We start from the raw sequence: 17,705 nt of genomic DNA on the forward strand, positions 1-17,705 counted from the left end.
CTCAGTTCTCCGGCCACCGCACCCGCGCCGTCACCGGGAAGTGGTCCGACGGCGCCCGACCGGTCTCCCCCGGCACCGAATCCCGCACGATCGTGGCTTCCAAAACCGTCGTGCCCGGCTCGACGAACACGTGGTCGATCTTCTCGCCGCCGGTCTTCGCCGGGTCGAAGCCGCAGAAGGTGCCCACGTCGGTCGCGTCGGGATTGGCCACGCGAAAGCTGTCGACCAGCGGCGCGGGCGTGCGCTCGCCCTGGACGTCCGCCTCGCCGCGCAGGTACGCGATGGCGGGGTTGCTCTCGCCGGCGTTGAAGTCGCCCATGAGCACGACCGGCTCGCCCGTGTTCGCGCGGCCGTCGATGCGCCGGGCGACCAGGGCCGCGCTGCGCTCGCGCGAGGGCTGGCTGCGGTGGTCGAAGTGCGTGTTGAAGATCCACACGGCCTTCGGCTCGCCGTCGTCCTTCTTCGGGCCGATCCGCTCGAAGCGGGCGTACGTGCAGATGCGGGTGATGCCGTTGCCCCAGTTCTTCGAGGCCACGACCCCGGGCGTGTCGCTCAGCCAGAACGTGCCGGCGTGCTCGGGGTCGGGCGTCCACGCGTTCGTGTCGTACAGGATCGCGCAGAACTCGCCCGCGTCCACCCCGTCATCGCGCCCCACACCCACGAACGCGTACCGCGGCACGCCCGAAACAACCTCGTCGATCTGGAACCGCAGCGCCTCCTGCAGCCCCACGAACTCCTCGCCCCGGCGATCGATCAGGTCGATCACCGCCTCGCGCCGATGGTCCCAGTGGTTGGGCCCGTCGCTGGCGGCGCCGTAGCGGATGTTGAAACTCATGACGCCAATGGCGGTAGGAACATCGGCGGTGCGAGGACTTCCGGGGTCTGCGACGCCATGGGCGTCCAGGGCCAGCAGCAGGGCGGCGAAGAGCGCGAGAAGTTTCATGAATCAGCCTATGCGATCTGCCCGTATCGCGTTATGCTGGGCACCGAGGGGAGGATCAATGTTCACCGAACGTTCACGCCGGGGGATGCCGATCCCATTCGCTCGATGGCTCGTGGTCGCGGCCTGTGCGATCCTGTCCTCGGCGGTCCGCGCGCCGGGCCAGGCGTGCGACCCGCAGTGGGCCGAGGGCGTCTTCGGGCTGCCGGGGGTGAATCGCGACGTCCATGCGGCAACAACGTGGGACGATGGTCGGGGCCAGGCCCTCTACATCTGTGGCAACTTCGATACGGTCGGCTCGATCGAGGCCAACAACATCGCGCGGTGGGACGGCCAGAATTGGGAATCCCTTGGCGCGGGGCCCGACCTTTTTGCCTATGCCATGTGCGCGTTCGATGACGGCACGGGCGAGAAGCTGTACGTTGGAGGCAACTTCTATCGCGCCGGCGGCCGTGACGTCAGGAACATCGCGCGATGGGACGGCGACGCATGGGAGCCGGTGGGTGCGGGCTTCTTCGGGGCGGTGGACTCGCTGGCGGTGTACGACGATGGCTCGGGTCCCGCGCTGTACGCCGGTGGCAACCTCAATCGCTCGACCGGCGGGGCATACTCGCTCAAGGGCGTCGCGAGGTGGGATGGATCCCGGTGGAACCCCGTCGGCGTCGGCCTGGGGCTCTACTTCGTTCAGGTGCACGCCATGGTGGCCTTCGATGATGGCACCGGCCCCGCCCTGTTCGCGGCCGGTGAATTCGGCATCCTGGGCGATGGCCGCGTGGCGAACCACATCGCCAAGTGGAACGGCGTGTCGTGGAAGCCGCTCGAAGGGCCCGGTGGCATCGGGCTTGACGACACCGCCTTCTCCCTGGCGGTGTATGACGACGGTAGCGGCCCGGCGCTGTTCGTGGGTGGGCGATTCCAGAACGCTGGCGGCGTCCCGGCGCGCGGCGTGGCGCGGTGGGATGGCTTCACCTGGTCGGGCCTGGAGGATGGCTTCGACGGCGTCGCCCTCGACATGCGGGTCTACGACGATGGCTCTGGCCCGGCGCTCTTCGTGGGCGGTCGACTGGCGTCCACCGGCGAACCCGTCGAGTCGGCAGCCAAGTGGGACGGCGAGCGCTGGATTACGCTTGACGCAAGGATGGACGAGCGCGTGGACGCCATGGAGGTCTACGACGATGGCTCGGGCGAGAAGCTCTTCGTGGGCGGTCGATTCGAGACCGCCGGCGACGCGTTCGTGGGCGCGCTGGCGACCTGGGACGGCGACGCCTGGGCGCCGGTGGCCGCCCCTGGACGGGGCGCGGGCATGGATAGCGAGGTGCGCGTATTGACCACCCACGACGACGGCGGGGGCCAAGCGCTCTACGCCGGCGGCTTCTTCGAGTTCGCCGGCGGCGTGCGGGCCAACCACGTGGCGCGGTGGGACGGCCTGCGCTGGTCGGCGCTCGGCCAGGGGCTGGACGCGGGCGCCCTCGCCCTGGCCAGCTTCGACGACGGCTCGGGCCCGGCGCTCTACGCGGGCGGCTACTTTGCCACGGCCGGCGGCCAGCCCGCCCGGGGCGTGGCGCGATGGGGCGGCGCGGCGTGGTCGGCGGTGGGCACGGGCGAGGGCTTCGACGGGCTGGTGAACGCCCTGGCGGTCTTCGACGACGGCTCGGGCCCGGCCCTCTACGCCGGCGGCGACTTCCTGCGCGTCGATGGCCGCACCGCCAAGCACGTCGCGCGCTGGGATGGATCAGCGTGGACGCCCGTGGGCAGCGGCGTTCCGGCGGAAGTCTTCTGCCTGCACGTCTTCGACGACGGTAAGGGCCCGGCGTTGTACGCGGGCGGGGACGACTTCACGCCTCCGGGCGTGCCCAACAACTGCGTGCTGAAGTGGGACGGGCGCGCGTGGTCGGACCTCTCGACGCCCTTGAACGGCGAGGCCCTCGACATGGCCACCTACGACGACGGCCGCGGGCCGGCGCTCTTCATCGTCGGCAGGCTGGGCGTGGTTGGCCGGCCAGAGACCAGCGGCGCGGTCCGCTGGGATGGTGCACGCTTCGAGCCGCTCGGCGGGGGACTCTCGAACGTCGCGTACGCCGCCCACGTGTTCGACGCGGGCGGAGGCAACGGCCCGGACCTGGTCGTCGGTGGTGGGTTCTCCAGCAGGTACGGCGGGCCGGGCAATTACGTGGCCCGGTGGGACGGCCGCACGTGGTGGCCGCTGGGCTCGGGCATGGATGGCTCGACGCCACGGGTCTACGCGCTGCACGCCCACGACGACGGCTCGGGCCCGGCCCTCTTTGCTGGTGGTCGCTTCAGCAGCGCCGGCGGCCACGCCTCCAGCCGCATCGCGCGCTACGGGTGCGTCCTCCCGCCGTGCGCCGCCGACCTGGACGGCGACGGCGAGCTGACGGCGATGGACTTCCTGGCGTTCCAGACGCTCTTCGATGCGGGCGATGCGCGGGCCGACTTCGATGGCGATGGGGCGCTGACGCTGTTCGACTTTCTCGTGTACCAGAACGCGTTCCAGGCGGGCTGCGGATAGCCGGGCCCTTACGCGCTTCGCGAAGTTCGTTCGCTGGGCGGCGCGGCCGCGCACCATTGCCCGCCGTGCAGGCGCGCGGTGGCGGCGAAGCCCTGGACCGTCCGGCCGTTCTTGGTCGCGCTGACCAGGTAGGTGACCTCGGCCGTGCCCGGGGGGATGGTCGTGTCGACGAAGCGGCGCTCGCTCACGGCGGCGATGAACGCCCAGCCCCGGTTCGGGCCCGCGCCGTGCGATGCGCCCGCGCCCGCGGCCGCTGGTCCCGCCGGTTCCGCCGCGCTCACCAGCCGGCGCCGGATCGAGTAGACCGTGCCCGGCCGCGTGCGCCCGCCCCAGGTCAGCACCATCTCGCTGGCGTCGACGTTGAAGCGCAGGCGCGGGTCGCGCGGGGCGACGGGCCCGCGCGGCGTGCGCCGCGAGCCGGTCTTGCGGGCGTCCAGCCGGGCCCGCTCGTACACGCCCGGGTCGCCGGTGCTGCTGGCGTAGGCGGTGATGGTGGCGATGTCGGCCCCCAGGGCCTTCTTGAACTCGGCGAAGGCCAGCCGCTTGGCCCGCGTGGCCGAGCGGGCCCGCACCATCGCCTCGCGCTGGCGCAGGTGGGCCTGGTAGGCCGCCTCGAAGAGTTCGGCCGCCCTGCTTGCCTGCTCGTCGCTCAGGCCGATGTCGGGCACGCCGGTCGAGCCGCCGCCGGGCTGCCAGCCGGTCCACACGCGGGTGATGACGCGGGCCCAAGCGAGGAAGCGGCCGTCGGCCTTGGGGTAGCGGGGGGGCATGGCGGGGGTCCTCTCGATGCGCGTGCCCGCGGGCCGGGCCGCTCGGTTCTGGTTGCTTCGTGGCGGTCCCGCCGCTCGCGGGGCGATGCCCCATCCATCGGCCGCCCGGCCCCGCCGCTCGAGCAAAAACCCGTCGCTGCACGCGATGCGCCCCCGGATCCGCGGTTCTTGCGCATCGGACCGCGGCCGCGCCCGGCCCAACCCGGCTCCGAGCGGCTGGGACCCTGGTTCCGGCCGCCCAAACCGCGGATCGAGCGGCCCGAGCGGTGGCCCGGGCCACGCGGTCCGTGGATCGGGCGGCTCGCGCCGTGTGGCGACGCGGGCCCGGCCGGCGGGCGGCCCCGCTCACCGCAGGTGGGGCGGCACGCGCCGCTCGAGCAGCTCGATGAGGGCCGGGTCCATCTCGCGGTAGCGGTCGGGGATGTTCAGGCAGACCACGCGCGTATTTGCGAGGTGGTCGCGGAAGCGCGCGGCGAGTTTGGTCTTGTGCACCGGCTCCATCACGAATATCAGGTCGGCCCACTGGACCAGCTCGACCGAGACGTGCGTGGGCGATTCGGGGCTCAGGCCGGCCGAGAGGCACTCGATGCCCGGGTGGTCGGGGTTGCCGGCGAAGACCTGCTCGGCGGTGGGGCTGCGCCACCTGTTCTTGCCGCACACGAAGAGGACGCGGGTGGTGGGGGTGGTGGGGGTGGTGGACGGGGTGGGCGGTGGCGGGGGGGAAGGAACTTCCATGTGGTGCGCGATGCGTCAGCAGCCCGCGTCGAAGCGGTTCTGGAAGGCCAGCAGGTCGAAGATGGTCAGGATGCTGTCGCCGTCGAAGTCGGCGATCATGTCGCCCGTGTCGAAGGCGTCCTGGAACGCCAGGAAGTCGAAGACGGTCAGCGCGCCGTCGCCGTCGAAGTCGGCCGGGCAGTCGCAGCGGTTGAGCAGCACGCCGACGCTGCGGCTCCGGACATTGGTCACGGCCAGATCGGGGTCGCCGTCGCCGTCCAGATCATCGACCGCGGCGGATCCGGTCCAGCCCCCCGCGTCGTAGGCCACGCCTCGATCGAAGACGCCGCCGCCGTCGTTCAGCAGCGCGGTGACGCCCGGCCCAAGGCTCAGATCGCTGTTCGTCACGAGCAGATCGTTGTCGCCGTCGCGGTCCAGATCGGCGATCGCCACGGACCGCGACTCCATGCGCGGGCCGTACGAGACGGCGGGCGCGAACGTGCCGTCGCCGTTGTTGAGCAGCACCATGGTGCCGTCCCCGGAGGTATTGGCCGCGGCAAGGTCGGCGTCACCGTCGCCATCGAGGTCGCCCATCGCCAGGCCAAGGGGCTCATGGCCCGCAAAATAGTTCACGGGGGACGCGAGGGTGCCGTCCCCCCGGTTCAGCAGCACGCTCACGCTGTCGAAGAGGCGGGTCCGGTTGGCCACCGCCACGTCGGCGTCGCCGTCGCCATCCAGGTCGCCGATGCAGACCGATACGGGGCCCTGTTCCACGATGTACCGCACCTCGGGCGCGAAGGTGGCGTCCCCGTTGTTCATCAGGATGCTGATGTCGTCCCTCCGCGCGTTCGTCACGACCAGGTCGCCGTCGCCATCGCCGTCCAGGTCGCCGATCGCGACGGAATAGGCCCATTCGCCCGCGTCGTAGAGCACGGCGTCCGCGAACGCGCCGTCGCCGTCGTTGAGCAGCACGGCCACGGCGCTCAGCCCCTGGTCGGCCACGGCCAGGTCATTGTCGCCGTCGCCGTCGAGGTCACCGATCGCCACGGACCGGGGCAGCCCGTGCGGGCCGTAGCGCACCTCGGTCGCGAAGCCGCCATCGCCGTCGTTGAGCAGCACGCTGACGTCCTGGCTCACGAAGTTGGCCACGGCCAGGTCGGCGAGGCCGTCGCCGTTGAGGTCGCCCGTCGCCACCGAGACCGGTTCGGATCCCACCCCGTACGCCGCCTGGGGCGTGAAGATCTGCGTGGGACCGCACGCCTGCCCGATCGCGACGGCGGGGACCAGTGTGGTCGCGGCAATGGCGAGCGTGGTGCGTGCGGCGGTGCTTGTGCGAAGCGACTGCATGGCATGGTCCTCCCCGGAATTCGGCGTGGGACACCGCGTCCCCGCATCAGCGTTGTAACGCCTCGGGAGCGGCCGGTTGCGGCAGGGGGCTCTCCTCTGGCTTCGGGCGGCTCTGGGCTTCTGCTGGCCGCCCGGTCTACCAAAAACGCGGGCGGACGGCCAACGCTTTCTTCCAGCGTCACCGGCGGGGCGTCGACCCCTGGCCGGTCCGCCCGCTTGAGATCAGCGTCGCGGCCGGCGGGGGTGCTGGCGCGGCACCCCTCCCCCGAACCGCCAGCGTCCTAGCACCCGGCGTCGAACGCGTTCTGGAAGGCCAGGAAGTCAAACAGGGTCAGGCTGCCGTCGCCGTCGAAGTCGGCGGCCGGGTCGCCCGCGTCGAAGAGGTTCTGGAAGGCAAGGAAATCAAAGATCGTCGGTTCGCCATCGCCGTCCAGGTCGGCGCGGCACGCGGCGGCGTAGAGGTACGCCGAGCCCGCGCGGTCGCCGGCGACCTCGGCCTGGGGGGCGCCGACGGCCAGGTCGCGGCCGGTGAGGTCCAGGCTCGTGCCGAAGCCGGCCGCGAAGCTTGGCGCATCGGCGGCGATGGCGCCCGTGGCCGCGCCCGTGGCGGCGTCGTAGACGTACACGATGCCGGAGTTGGGCGCGCCCCCGTCGTGGTTCGGTGCGCCCACGAGCACGGCGGCGCCATCGGTGGCGACCGACAGCCCGAAGTTGCCCAGCACGCCCGCGTCGGGCTCGCCCAGCACGGCGACCTCCTGCGGGTTGGCGGGATCGCTGATATCGAAGATGTACGCCGCGCCCGCGCCGCTGACCTCCGGCTGGTCGGCGTCGGGCGCGCCCACGACGGCGACCGTGCCGTGCAGCGCCACGGACTTTCCGAAGAAGTCGAACGGCTCGGCGTCGCTGGCGGTGAGCCTGGCGACCTGCGCGGGCCGCAGCGGGTCGGACACGTCGAAGAGGTAGGCCGCGCCGGCCGAGGGCGCCAGGGCGCTCTCGCGGGGGGCGCCCACGAGCGCGTACCCGCCGTGCAACGCGACGGCGAAGCCAAAGCCGGCCCCCTGCGAGCCGTCGACGGCGCCCAGCCGGCCGAGCTGCGCGACGGCCCGGGGCACGCCGACGTCCAGCAGGATGGCCGCCCCGGTCGCCGGGGACACGCCGTCGGCATTGGGTGCGCCTGCGATCGCCAGGTCGCCGTCGGTGTCCAGCGAGAAGCCGAACCGATCGCCGCTGCCCAGACCGACGGGGGCGTAGGCGTCAAGAAGATTGCCGGTGCCCGGGTCGTACAGGTAGATGGCCCCGCCGCCCGAGCCACCGCCCCACGCCGACACGATCGCCGCGGCGGGCCCCATCGCGCAGGCGTCGCCGTAGCGATCGCTGCCCACCAGGCCCGGCTCGCCCAGCGTGCGCACGAGCGTGCCGGTGGCGGCGTCGTAGAGGAACGCCAGCCCTGCCTCGGGCGCAATGTCGTCGTCGGCCGGCGCGGTGACGAGTACACGGTCGCCCCGCACCGCCACGCCCGACCCGAAGCCGTCGAATGGGGCCGGCTGCGGCGGCCTGATGCGCTCGACGGGCGTGAACTGGGCCCGAGCGGTGGTGCTGGCCAGCAGGGCCAGGCCGGCGGCTACGAGCAGCACGCGTGCAGGGGAATTCGGGGTCATCGATCCAGGCCCTCTTGTGTGCTGCGAGTATACATCATGCTCGCGGGCATGCAATACGGTTCCCGGACTCGGCCGCCTCAGCACCCCGCGTCGAAGGCGTTCTGGAAGGCCAGGAAGTCGAAGATCGTCAGCGAGCCGTCGCCGTCGAAGTCGGCGGCCGGGTCGCCGGCGTCGAACAGGTTCTGGAAGCTCAGGAAGTCGAAGATCGTCAGCTCGCCGTCGCCGTCCAGGTCGGCCTGGCAGGGCGGGGCGCACCGGTTCAGCAGCACGTTCACGGACTGATCGAAGCGGCTGGCGACGATCAGGTCGGGCCGGCCGTCGCCGTCCATGTCGCCCATCGCCAAGTCCGAGGGGCCCGCGCCCGCGCCGAAGCCCACGGGCGGCTCGTATACCAGCGGGTCGGCCGTTTGGCGCACGGCCATGCGGACCTCGCCCAGGTCGAAGAGGCCGGTGAAGAGCTCGGCCACGCCATCGCCGTTCGCGTCCGCGGCCAGCACCGATCGCAGGCTCGAGCCGTCGCCGGCGGTCCACCGCTCCCCGAACTGCACCAGCTCGCCCCCCTGCCATGCGAAGGTCCACAGCCGCGAGCGATCGCTGACGTCCGAGTAAGCGCCGATCACCACGTCGTCGCGTCCATCGCTATCGACGTCGGCGATGGTCACCGCGTGGGTCTCGTTCGCGAAGCGGCGCGGCGTGACCAAGTCGAACGTGCCGTCGCCGCGACCGAGGAGCAGCACGTCGTCCTTGCCCACCGGGCGGCGGACTTCCTTGGTCACGTAGACGTCGGTGTGGCCATCGTGGTTGATGTCGCCCACGGCCAGGTCGGTCCACGCGATGTCGGTGAAGCCGTCGAAGGTCTGCGAGGTGACCAGCCCGCCCGCGCCGTCGTTGAGCAGCACGGCGATCGTGTCGTCGCCCCTGCTCGCCGCCACCAGGTCGGGCGACCCATCGTGGTTGAAGTCGGCGATGCCCAGCGGGAGCGGGTCGACGCCGGTGGTGTAGATGACCGCGGGATCGAAGCGCAGCGCGCCGCGGTTGATGAGCACCGCCACGCCGAAGGTCGTGCCCGTCACGATGTCGGCCAGGCCGTCGCCGTTCATGTCGGCGATGGCCATGTCGGCGCCGCGCAGGCCGGGCTCGGGCTCGAAGGCGGGGCCCAGCGTGCCGTCGCCGTTGCCCGGCAGGATGACCAGGTGCGAGAAGTACCCCCCGGCCACGACGTCGAGCGCGCCGTCGCCGTCGAGGTCGCCCACGCTTACGTGCCACGGAATCACCACGGGGTGCTCGATGGGCTCGCCGAAGAGATCTGGCCCCAGGCAGTCCTGGGCGAGGGCGCCGCTCGCCAGCGCGAGCACGATGGATGCGGGGAGCAGTTGCTTGGTGTTCATTGCGGAGTCTCCTTTGGGTCTGGTCCGAAGTTCGTTTTCTTGTGCTTAGCAGCCGGCGTCGAATGCGTTCTGGAACGCCAGGAAGTCGAAGATGGTCAGTGCGCCTTCGCCGTCGAAGTCGGCGGCGGGATCGCCGGCGTCGAACAGGTTCTGGTAGCTCAGGAAGTCGAAGATCGTGAGTTCGCCGTCGCCGTCCAGGTCGGCTTGGCAGGGCGGGGCGCACCGATTCAGCAGCACGCCGACGCCGCCGGGAAACCAGTTGGCAACGACCAGGTCGGGCCGGCCGTCGCCGTTCAGGTCGCCCGAGCCCACGTCCGAGGTGGCCGGGCCTGTGTCCAGCACGATGGGCGCTGCGAACACCAGCGGTGCGGCGCGCAGGCCGGGCAAGACCTGGACCTGGTTCCTGCCCGGCAGGGCGGCGAACACGTCCACGAGCCCATCGCCGTCGAAATCCGCCGCCGAGGGCGAGCGGGCCGACGCGCCCAGGCCGAGGTTCTGCGCGGCGAGCAGGCTGCGGAACGACGTGCCATCCCAGGTGTAGAACGCCATGAGCGCCCGGGTCACCGTCGAGTCCTGGACGCGGACGGCCAGCAGCAGGTCGTTGCGGCCGTCGCCATTCAGGTCGGTGATGCGCACACCATCGGTGAGGCTCCACTCGCCCGGGATGTCCACGGCGTCGAACTGGCCATCGCCCCGGCCGGTGTAGAACACGTCCTCGAAGGCCATCGGGTCGATCTGCGTCGCGTAGATGTCGGCGTTGCCGTCGTGGTCCAGATCGCCGACGGCGACATCCGAGAGGGCGATGTCCGTCTCCAGGACGGTCGCCGTGGCGAGCGCCCCGCCGCCATCGTTCAGGAAGACCGTGATGCGTCCGGAAAAGCCGATGGACACCACGTCGGGCGCGCCGTCGTTGTTGACGTCGGCGATGTCCAGGGCCACTGGGCTGATTCCCGCGTCGTACAGGGCCGCCGGCTCGAATTGCAGGCCGCCGCGGTTGAGCAGCACTGCGACCGCGTCGCGCGTGAGCGAGACGATGTCGGGCATGCCATCGCCGTTCATGTCGAAGATCGTCGCGTCGCCGCCGCCCAGGCGCGGCTGGGGCTCGATGGACGCGCCGAGCGTGCCGTCGCCGTTGCCGGGCAGGATCCACAGGCCCGTGCCGCTGCTGCCCACAACAGCATCGAGCGCGCCGTCACCGTCGAGGTCGCCCAGATCCAACTCGCGGGCGCCGCCGCCGGCGGCGTAGGCCTCCGGGGCGGCGAACAGGTCGGGGCCGGTGCAGTCTTGCGCTGCGCCAGCGCAGGCCAGGATCAAGATGGGTGACGAGGTCAGAAGCAATCTGGCGTTCATTTCCAAGGTCTCCGTGCGATCAGGTTCGTCGGTAAGGGCCCCTGCCCACGAGCGGCGACACACGAGCCACCCGTCCCGGAACGCGACGACCGCCGCCGGAACCGGCAACGGTCGTCGAAAAAAGGGGAGTCCGGCAAGGCTTCGGGTTCAGCAGCCGGCGTCGAAGGCGTTCTGGAAGGCCAGGAAGTCAAACAAGGTCAGGCTGCCATCGCCGTCGAAGTCGGCGGCCGGGTCGCCCGTGTCGAAGAGGTTCTGGAATTCCAGGAAATCGAAGATGGTCAGGCTGCCGTCGCCGTCGAGGTCGGCACGGCACTGGCACTCGTCAGGGATGTTGTCGAAGTTCAGATCGAGGCTGTCGCCATTCGCGATGTCCACCAGGTCGTGCACGCCGTTGGCGTTGCAGTCGATGGGGATGACGCCGGTGGACTCGATCGGGCCGCGCGTTTGCAGCTGCGTGCCCGCCGATCCGCCGGGTGCTCCGCCGCTGCCGGGATCGCCGAGGTCGTAGCTCGCGTCGACGAGGTCGACGGCCGGCCCGGTGACCCAGATCCCGATGCTCGGCCCACCCGCGCCGCCACCGCCTCGACCGCCGTTGCCGCCTCGACCGCCATTGCCGCCCATGCCGCCGTTGGAGCCGTCGTCCTGCTGGCTGTCGCCGCCGTAGAAGTTGCCCGCCGTGCATGTGGGCAGGGCACGACCGCCGAGGCCGCCGTCCCCGCCCTGCCCGCCGTTGCCGCCGTTGCCGCCATTCCCGCCGCCGCCGGTGGCGAAACTCGCACCGTTGATGGCGACGTTCGCCGACGCCGCGACGACCAGGCCGATCGAAGCGCCACCGCCGAGCCCGCCCTGTCCGCCGCGGCCACCGCCGCCGCCCGAGCCACCGCCCGCGCCGCCGGCGCCGAAGCTGTTGCAGCTCGCGGTGCCACCGCCGCCACCGCCACCGCCACCCCCGCCAGCGCCGCCCTGGCCGTCGGCGCCCTGCCCGCTGCGCTGCGGCACGTAGAGGCCATCTGCAGCGAGCGAGCCCTCGCCGCCGGCCGGCCCGTTTACGCCGTTGGATCCGGGAAAGCCGTCGCCGCCGATGGAGTCTCGCCCGCCGAAGAAGAAGGGGCACCAGTTGCCAAGGCCGGGGAAGGTCCCTTCGCCGCCGCGCCCGCCGCCGGGGCCCTCACCCGCTTCGCCGGGCCTGCCGAAGTCGCCATCGCGTCCCGGTCGCCCTCCGACGCCGCCGGGAAAACCGCCGCCGGTGCCCGCGACGCCGCCGAGTGGCCACAGGCCACGCGTGCAGAGCGGGATGCTGGTGCCCGGGATGGTCTGATCATCGCTTTCAATGCCTGGCATGCCGAGCCCGCCGTTGCCGCCGCGGGCGCCGTTCGCGCCGGTCGCCCCGTTCGCGCCGCCCATGGCCGCCTCGGCCACGAACTCGCAGTTGCTGGCAAAGAATTCTTCGACACCATCCAGCACGAGCCCGTATCGGCTGGCGTCCGAGGAACTCGTCATGGTGAAGCGCACGCCGTCTGCGACGATGCCGGTGGTTGCCCGCGTGGGCTCGCTTGTCCGCACGATGGTCGTGTTCGAGGCGGCGTCGCGGGTCCACCCGCTCGAAGCATCGAAGCCGCCCATGATGGCCCAGCCGCCGAAGAGGGTCGTATCGCTGTACTCGCCCGCATCGAGATAGATCACACCCGAGTCGCCCAGCGCTCGCGCCGCGGCCAGCGTGGCGACGGGCATGTCGGCGGTGCCCGGGTTGGCGTCGTCGCCAAGGGTGGCCGAGACGTAGATGGGAGCTTGGGCGAGTGCATTGGTCGCCGCGAATGCCGTGAGAATGCAGGCAACGGTCCGGGAAGTCTTGATGGTCGGGCGCATGGTCGTGCTCCTGGGGTACGATGTTCGAGATTCGCTCGGTCGGCAGGGCATCCACGCGTGCGCTGCCCAGCCGAAACGCGACGACGGCGGCACAGACCGGCAACGAAAATCTGAGGAAACTCGACATCGAGCCCAACGCCGACCAACCAGGCCCGGAACGCGAGCCCACGATGCTGCTGCTGGCCGCGGCGGACGGCGATTCTCGCGCAGCCGAGCAACTTGCGCCCATGGTCTACGACAAACTGCGTCGCCTCGCCGCCGCTCGGCTGGGCGGCGCGGGCCAGGCCGACTGGACCTGCCAGCCGACCGCCATCGTGCACGAGGCGTACATGCGCATGGCCGATCAGCACAAGGTCGACTGGCAGGGACGCACGCACTTCTTTGCGATTGGGGCCGAGATGGTCCGTCGCGTGATCGCCGACGAGGCCAAGCGTCGCGGCCGACGGAAGCGCGGCGGCGGCTGGGGCCGGGTGACGCTCGACGGCGCGGCGCTCGATGCCAGTTCGGCGGCCATCGACCCGCTCGACCTCGACGACGCCCTTACGAAACTGGCCGACGTCGACGAGCGCGCCGCCCGCGTGGTGTCGCTGCGTTTCTTTGGCGGGCTGACCGAGCCGGAGATTGCCGCGGTGCTGGACGTCAGCGAACGAACGGTCCGCGGAGACTGGCGCAGCGCGAAGGCGTTCCTGCGTCGCACGCTGGCCGAAGCGGGTGATGACGATGACGAACGCTGATCTCTACCAACGCGCGAAAGATGCGTTCTTGCGCGTCTGCGATGCGGAGCCCGCCGATCGCGTGGCGCTGTTGGAAGAGATCTGCGCTGGTGATGAAGCCCTTCGGGCCGAGGTGCTGAGCCTGCTCAGCCACGACCTGGACGACGGAGCCTTTGGCGATCACCTGCCGCCGGGCTCGAAGCTCGGTGACTTCGAGATCGTCCGCGTTCTGGGCGAGGGCGCCATGGGCGTGGTGTACGAGGCTCGGCAGGCCAACCCGGAGCGATCGGTGGCGCTGAAGGTGGTCCGTGGTGGGGCTGCGTCCGCGTCGTTGCGGCGTCGCTTCGAGCACGAATCAGCGGCCCTGGCGCGACTGCAGCACCCCGGCATCGCCGCGGTCTACGAGGCCGGCTTCGATCGTGCGACCGGAGCGCCGTTCTTCGCCATGGAGCTCGTACAAGGCGAGCCGCTGGCGACGCATGCCGAGCGACTGACCATTGCCCAACGCGTCGAGTTGCTCGCACAGATCGCCGAGGCTGTCCACCACGCCCACCAGCGCGGCGTCGTGCACCGTGACCTCAAGCCGGGAAACATCCTCGTCGATGCTGATGGCAGGCCTCGGGTGCTCGACTTTGGCATCGCACGGCTGACCGCCGAAGACGGCACCGCCGCGACGATTCGCACCCTGCCGGGCCAGATCGTCGGCACGCTCGCGTACATGAGCCCCGAGCAGGCCGCGGGCAATCGTTCCGCCATCGATGCACGCACGGATATCTACTCGCTCGGAGCGCTCGGGTATCAGATGCTCAGCGGCCACTTGCCGCTGGATGTTCGCGAGAAGCCGCTGGCCGCGGCGATCCTTGCCATACAGCAGGAAGAGCCGCGTCGGCTTGGTGCACTCGATCGGCGGCTCCGCGGCGACCTGGAAACCATCATCGCACGGGCGATGGAGAAAGAGCCCGAACGCCGATATGCGTCCGCTGCCGCATTGGCCGATGATCTCCGACGCACGCGCCGCGATGAACCGATTGCCGCTCGTCCTGCGACGACGCTCTACCAACTCCGCAAGTTCGCCCGGCGTCGCAAGGGACCGGTGATCGCGACGGCCGTGATCGCCGTCGCCCTGGTGCTGGCAAGCGTGATCAGCGTCGCATTCGGGCTGCACGCCCAGCGACAGCGCGCACTGGCAGAGCAACGCCTGACCGATGTCAGGAGCCTTGCCAATACCATGTTGTTCGACCTGCACGACCTGATCGAGCCGCTCCCCGGCGCGATCGAGGCTCGGCGGCAACTCGTGCGAACGGGGCTGGAGTACCTCGATCGACTCGCGCAAGACGCGGACGACAACCCGGAATTGCTCGAAGAACTGGCCGAGGCCTACTTTCGCATCGGCGACATCCAGGGCAATCCGAGACGCGCGAATCTGGGTGACGCCGAGCGGGCCCTGGAGAGCTACCAGCGGAGCATCGATCTTCGCGAGCGACTGGCGGTGGTCGCGCCATCCGAGAGCTCGAAGATCGCGCTGGCGCGCACGCAGCTGGCTATCGCCGAGACGCTGACGAGTACGCCCCGAGCGGAGGAATCTTCCGACTTGGCCGCTCGTTCGCTCGCTACGCTCGATGGTTTGGAGACCAGCCAGGCGGACGAGGTGCGTGTCATGGCCGAGCAGCGCCTGGGCTCTGCGATGCTCAACCGGGGGAAGCCCGAAGTTGCACTCGAGCACTTTGGCCGTGCCCTGGAAGCTTCAGAGCGATTGGCCGCGGAAGGCGACCCGGTACTTGTGCGTCGGCTGACGATCGGCCTGAACGAGATGGGTTTAACGCTCGCTCGCCTGGGGCGGCCCGAAGACGCATTGCCGTATCTGGATCGATCGATGCAGATTCGACGGCGAACTGCGGAGCAGCAGCCCGGCAACATTCGTGCCCAGCGAGACCTGGCGCTGGTACGCCACCGGCTGGGAGACGTTCGCGGAGACCTTGGCGACAAGGGTGAAGCGGTCGATCTCTACGCGCTGGCGCGCGACACGCTGGCTGCGATCGCGAAAGCCGACGCGAGCGACGCGAGAGCACACTTCGATTGGTCAGTTGCCGAGGAGAAACTCGCCAATGCGCTGCTCGAAGTCGATCGCGTGTCCGAGGCTCGGGAGGGCTTCCGTGCCGCCGGCGACCTGCGTCGTCAGCTCGCAATCGAGAACCCGGCCAACCAGTTGTACCGTATGGCTTCGGCCATCGCCGTCGAGCGTGTCGCCCACTGCTCGCGGCTGCTGGGCGAACATGAGCGGGCCCGGGATGGATACGCCAGCGCCATGGCCGTCGCACAGGAAGGACTGGCCGAAGACGCGACCGACGTTCGGCTCTGGACGGTGCTCGGGACGTGCCAGCGCGGCATGGGCGAGAGCTACCTCGATGACGATCCCGCCGATCTAGGAGAAGCGCGGCGATGGCTGGAGGCCGCCAACGACACGCTTGCGACGATGGCCGAGAAAGGCATCACGCCCACTCGATCGACGCTGAACGAAGAGGCGATCGAGGCGCTGCTGGCGCGCTGCCGGTAGGCGCTTACGGGTAGCCGGCGGCGAAGGCGATCTAGAAGCAGAAGAAGTCGAAAAGCGCGTGGGCATCAATGGTCGCGCGATACCAGTCGAGATGCTCGCCGTGGTCGGCCACCCCCAAGACCGAGATCTTGCGCGTCGGCAGCCTGAAGCTGGACAGGAAGGGGATGTTCACGCCACGACCGGAACTGCGCCTGCGTATCCCGCTCGAACACGAACTGACTGCCGACGCCTTCGTCCGCGGCGGACTGGCCGGCGTAGGTGGTCAGCATGGCGATCGCCGTGCTGGTAGCGAACAGCGAATTGGGCACGCGATGGGGCGGGAGCACTGCCGAGCGAGCTATTTTCATCTTCCGTTCGGGCCCGGGGCGTGTCGTGAGTCTTTCCTATTTGGAGCGCAAACTGCATTCGCAGCCCGTTTCCGGTGCGCTGGCACCGGTGCTTGCCGCGGAACTTGGTCGCGCCCTCGCGCCACGGCCTTCGCCGTAGAATCAGTCATGCCGGCCCGACGCCGACGAGAGCGACCGTCCGAGAAGCGGCCATCCGTCCCGCAGCGGGAACAGCGTTCCGACCGGGGTGGTTCGCCGCAAGCCATGCCGGACCGTTCTCTGGACATCGTGGACTCGGACGACTGGTGGTCTCCCCAGGATGCCGACCTTGCTGTGGGCAGGACCCACGACATCGATGATGAAGAGGGACGACCCATCCCGGGCCGCCGCCTCCTTATCGCCGGGGTGCTCATCTTCGCCCTGACCACGATCACCGTGGTCTTCCTGCCCGACATCGTCGCCGTGCTCACGCCCATGGGCGCCATGGTCGCGTTCGGCGCCATCGTCGCATCGGCCGTCGTCACGGCGGCGCCCAAGCGCGAGCCGCAGAGATCGCGCGAGGTCGATGGCAAGGCCGTGACGTGCGGCGGTCCGAGGCCCGTTGGAGAGTTGTCCCGCCGGATGGCAGGGAAGAACCGTAACGATGGCGGCTGCGGTCCTTCGTGTGGCTGCTGAATCCACGCCGGCGCGCTATGACTGGCGATGGAGAACGCATTTGATGTGGTCATAGCTTGCGACTGGTCGGCGGCCAAGGGTCGAAAGCCCGAGCCGGGCGAAGACCGTTGCTGGCTGGCATGGCGCACGCTCGACGATCCAACGCCCGATCCCGAGTACATGCCAACCCGCCTGGAGGCCGAGGAGCGCATCCGTGCGCTGTTGATTGACAACCCAACGGCGCGCGTGCTCGTCGGCTTCGACTTCGCCATCGGCTATCCGGTTTCCGACCAGGGCGAGCCGGTGCTGCCCGTGGGACGCGACCTCTGTGCGCTGCTCGCTCGGCACGTGACCGACGATCCATCGGGCGTGAACAATCGATTCGAGGTGGCCCAGGAGCTGAACGCCCTCATCACGCAGCAGACCGGTGCGCCGCACGGGCCGTTCTGGGGCAGGCCGAAGGAACTCAAGCACCTGACTGGCCTCCCCATGGGGCGGGAAAAGCCGACGGGCGTGCCCCAGTTCCGCGCCGCCGAGGAAGCGGCGCGCGGCGGCGGCGGGGCGCGTCCGCAGTCTCCATGGAAGCTGGCAGGCAACGGAAGCGTGGGCTCGCAGAGCCTGATGGGCCTGCCGGTCATCCATCGCCTGCTGACCGATCCATCGCTTGCCGGCCGGACGCACCTTTGGCCGTTCGAACCCGTGCCCGAACATCAAGGCGCCATCAGCATCGCCGAGATCTATCCCAGCCTGTTTCCGCAGCGAGCCCCGAAGCACTGGTATCGCGACGCTCGACAGGTCGTGGATGCACGCGACGCCATGTGGGCCCTGCCGGGTCTGGCTCAACCCAGCCACGAGCGAGCGGCCCTCGAGGGATGGATCCTCGGCGTGGAGAGTTGAT

The 17,705-nt window shown here is 70.3% G+C and carries 14 protein-coding genes; 5 read left to right on the forward strand and 9 right to left on the reverse strand.

What is annotated here, in order from left to right; genetic code table 11:
• Position 1: 1 nt before the first annotated feature.
• On the reverse strand, positions 2-943 hold the full coding sequence (locus tag RIE32_00990) for an endonuclease/exonuclease/phosphatase family protein (GenBank protein ID MEQ9094818.1): 942 nt from the start codon (positions 941-943) through the stop codon (positions 2-4).
• Between the two features lie 85 nt (positions 944-1,028).
• Between RIE32_00990 and RIE32_00995 the strand changes: the two genes are divergently transcribed.
• On the forward strand, positions 1,029-3,467 hold the full coding sequence (locus RIE32_00995) for a GC-type dockerin domain-anchored protein (GenBank protein ID MEQ9094819.1): 2,439 nt from the start codon (positions 1,029-1,031) through the stop codon (positions 3,465-3,467).
• Between the two features lie 8 nt (positions 3,468-3,475).
• On the opposite strand, the gene RIE32_01000 is transcribed toward RIE32_00995, so the two are convergent.
• From RIE32_01000 to RIE32_01030, 7 genes are all read right to left on the reverse strand, one after another.
• Positions 3,476-4,237, reverse strand: a complete 762-nt coding sequence (locus tag RIE32_01000) for a hypothetical protein (protein ID MEQ9094820.1) — start codon at positions 4,235-4,237, stop codon at positions 3,476-3,478.
• A gap of 345 nt (positions 4,238-4,582) precedes the next feature.
• Positions 4,583-4,972, reverse strand: a complete 390-nt coding sequence (locus RIE32_01005; GenBank protein MEQ9094821.1) for a hypothetical protein — start codon at positions 4,970-4,972, stop codon at positions 4,583-4,585.
• A 15-nt stretch (positions 4,973-4,987) separates the two neighbouring features.
• Positions 4,988-6,298, reverse strand: coding sequence for an FG-GAP-like repeat-containing protein (locus tag RIE32_01010; GenBank protein MEQ9094822.1), 1,311 nt, complete (start codon positions 6,296-6,298; stop codon positions 4,988-4,990).
• 281 nt (positions 6,299-6,579) lie between these two features.
• Complete coding sequence (locus RIE32_01015) at positions 6,580-7,956, reverse strand: GC-type dockerin domain-anchored protein (protein MEQ9094823.1); 1,377 nt, start codon at positions 7,954-7,956, stop codon at positions 6,580-6,582.
• A 77-nt stretch (positions 7,957-8,033) separates the two neighbouring features.
• Entirely contained in the window at positions 8,034-9,344 is a 1,311-nt protein-coding gene (locus RIE32_01020) for an FG-GAP-like repeat-containing protein (GenBank protein MEQ9094824.1), read from the reverse strand.
• Positions 9,345-9,389: 45 nt separating this feature from the next.
• Positions 9,390-10,694 carry a VCBS repeat-containing protein gene (locus RIE32_01025; protein ID MEQ9094825.1) on the reverse strand — a complete coding sequence of 435 codons (1,305 nt, stop codon included), beginning with the start codon at positions 10,692-10,694 and terminating at the stop codon, positions 9,390-9,392.
• A gap of 147 nt (positions 10,695-10,841) precedes the next feature.
• Positions 10,842-12,560: a GC-type dockerin domain-anchored protein gene (locus RIE32_01030; protein MEQ9094826.1), complete on the reverse strand. Its 1,719-nt coding sequence runs from the start codon at positions 12,558-12,560 to the stop codon at positions 10,842-10,844.
• Between the two features lie 20 nt (positions 12,561-12,580).
• Between RIE32_01030 and RIE32_01035 the strand changes: the two genes are divergently transcribed.
• The gene (locus RIE32_01035) at positions 12,581-13,294 is read left to right on the forward strand and encodes an ECF-type sigma factor (GenBank protein MEQ9094827.1); all 714 of its coding nucleotides are present in this window, start codon (positions 12,581-12,583) and stop codon (positions 13,292-13,294) included.
• Complete coding sequence (locus tag RIE32_01040; protein MEQ9094828.1) at positions 13,281-15,827, forward strand: serine/threonine-protein kinase; 2,547 nt, start codon at positions 13,281-13,283, stop codon at positions 15,825-15,827. Before RIE32_01035 ends, RIE32_01040 begins: the two co-directional genes overlap by 14 nt.
• A 31-nt stretch (positions 15,828-15,858) precedes the next feature.
• Here RIE32_01040 and RIE32_01045 read toward each other — a convergent pair whose 3' ends face one another.
• Entirely contained in the window at positions 15,859-15,999 is a 141-nt protein-coding gene (locus tag RIE32_01045) for a hypothetical protein (GenBank protein ID MEQ9094829.1), read from the reverse strand.
• 418 nt (positions 16,000-16,417) lie between these two features.
• On the opposite strand from RIE32_01045, the gene RIE32_01050 reads away from it, so the two are divergent.
• Positions 16,418-16,828, forward strand: a complete 411-nt coding sequence (locus tag RIE32_01050) for a hypothetical protein (GenBank protein MEQ9094830.1) — start codon at positions 16,418-16,420, stop codon at positions 16,826-16,828.
• A gap of 27 nt (positions 16,829-16,855) precedes the next feature.
• Complete coding sequence (locus tag RIE32_01055; GenBank protein MEQ9094831.1) at positions 16,856-17,704, forward strand: hypothetical protein; 849 nt, start codon at positions 16,856-16,858, stop codon at positions 17,702-17,704.
• Position 17,705 lies beyond the last annotated feature (1 nt).

Source organism: Phycisphaerales bacterium, assembly GCA_040221175.1.
GTDB lineage: Bacteria > Planctomycetota > Phycisphaerae > Phycisphaerales > UBA1924 > JAHCJI01.

What these genes read in the sequence shown, in the direction of transcription:
- RIE32_01005 (MEQ9094821.1), bottom strand. Translation starts at nt 4,972, where the DNA reads ATGGAAGTTCCTTCCCCCCCGCCACCGCCCACCCCGTCCACCACCCCC.
- RIE32_00990 (MEQ9094818.1), bottom strand. Translation starts at nt 943, where the DNA reads ATGAAACTTCTCGCGCTCTTCGCCGCCCTGCTGCTGGCCCTGGACGCC.
- RIE32_01030 (MEQ9094826.1), bottom strand. Translation starts at nt 12,560, where the DNA reads ATGCGCCCGACCATCAAGACTTCCCGGACCGTTGCCTGCATTCTCACG.
- RIE32_01055 (MEQ9094831.1), top strand. Translation starts at nt 16,856, where the DNA reads ATGGAGAACGCATTTGATGTGGTCATAGCTTGCGACTGGTCGGCGGCC.
- RIE32_01010 (MEQ9094822.1), bottom strand. Translation starts at nt 6,298, where the DNA reads ATGCAGTCGCTTCGCACAAGCACCGCCGCACGCACCACGCTCGCCATT.
- RIE32_01020 (MEQ9094824.1), bottom strand. Translation starts at nt 9,344, where the DNA reads ATGAACACCAAGCAACTGCTCCCCGCATCCATCGTGCTCGCGCTGGCG.
- RIE32_01015 (MEQ9094823.1), bottom strand. Translation starts at nt 7,956, where the DNA reads ATGACCCCGAATTCCCCTGCACGCGTGCTGCTCGTAGCCGCCGGCCTG.
- RIE32_01035 (MEQ9094827.1), top strand. Translation starts at nt 12,581, where the DNA reads ATGTTCGAGATTCGCTCGGTCGGCAGGGCATCCACGCGTGCGCTGCCC.
- RIE32_01050 (MEQ9094830.1), top strand. Translation starts at nt 16,418, where the DNA reads ATGCCGGACCGTTCTCTGGACATCGTGGACTCGGACGACTGGTGGTCT.
- RIE32_01000 (MEQ9094820.1), bottom strand. Translation starts at nt 4,237, where the DNA reads ATGCCCCCCCGCTACCCCAAGGCCGACGGCCGCTTCCTCGCTTGGGCC.
- RIE32_01040 (MEQ9094828.1), top strand. Translation starts at nt 13,281, where the DNA reads ATGACGAACGCTGATCTCTACCAACGCGCGAAAGATGCGTTCTTGCGC.
- RIE32_00995 (MEQ9094819.1), top strand. Translation starts at nt 1,029, where the DNA reads ATGCCGATCCCATTCGCTCGATGGCTCGTGGTCGCGGCCTGTGCGATC.
- RIE32_01025 (MEQ9094825.1), bottom strand. Translation starts at nt 10,694, where the DNA reads ATGAACGCCAGATTGCTTCTGACCTCGTCACCCATCTTGATCCTGGCC.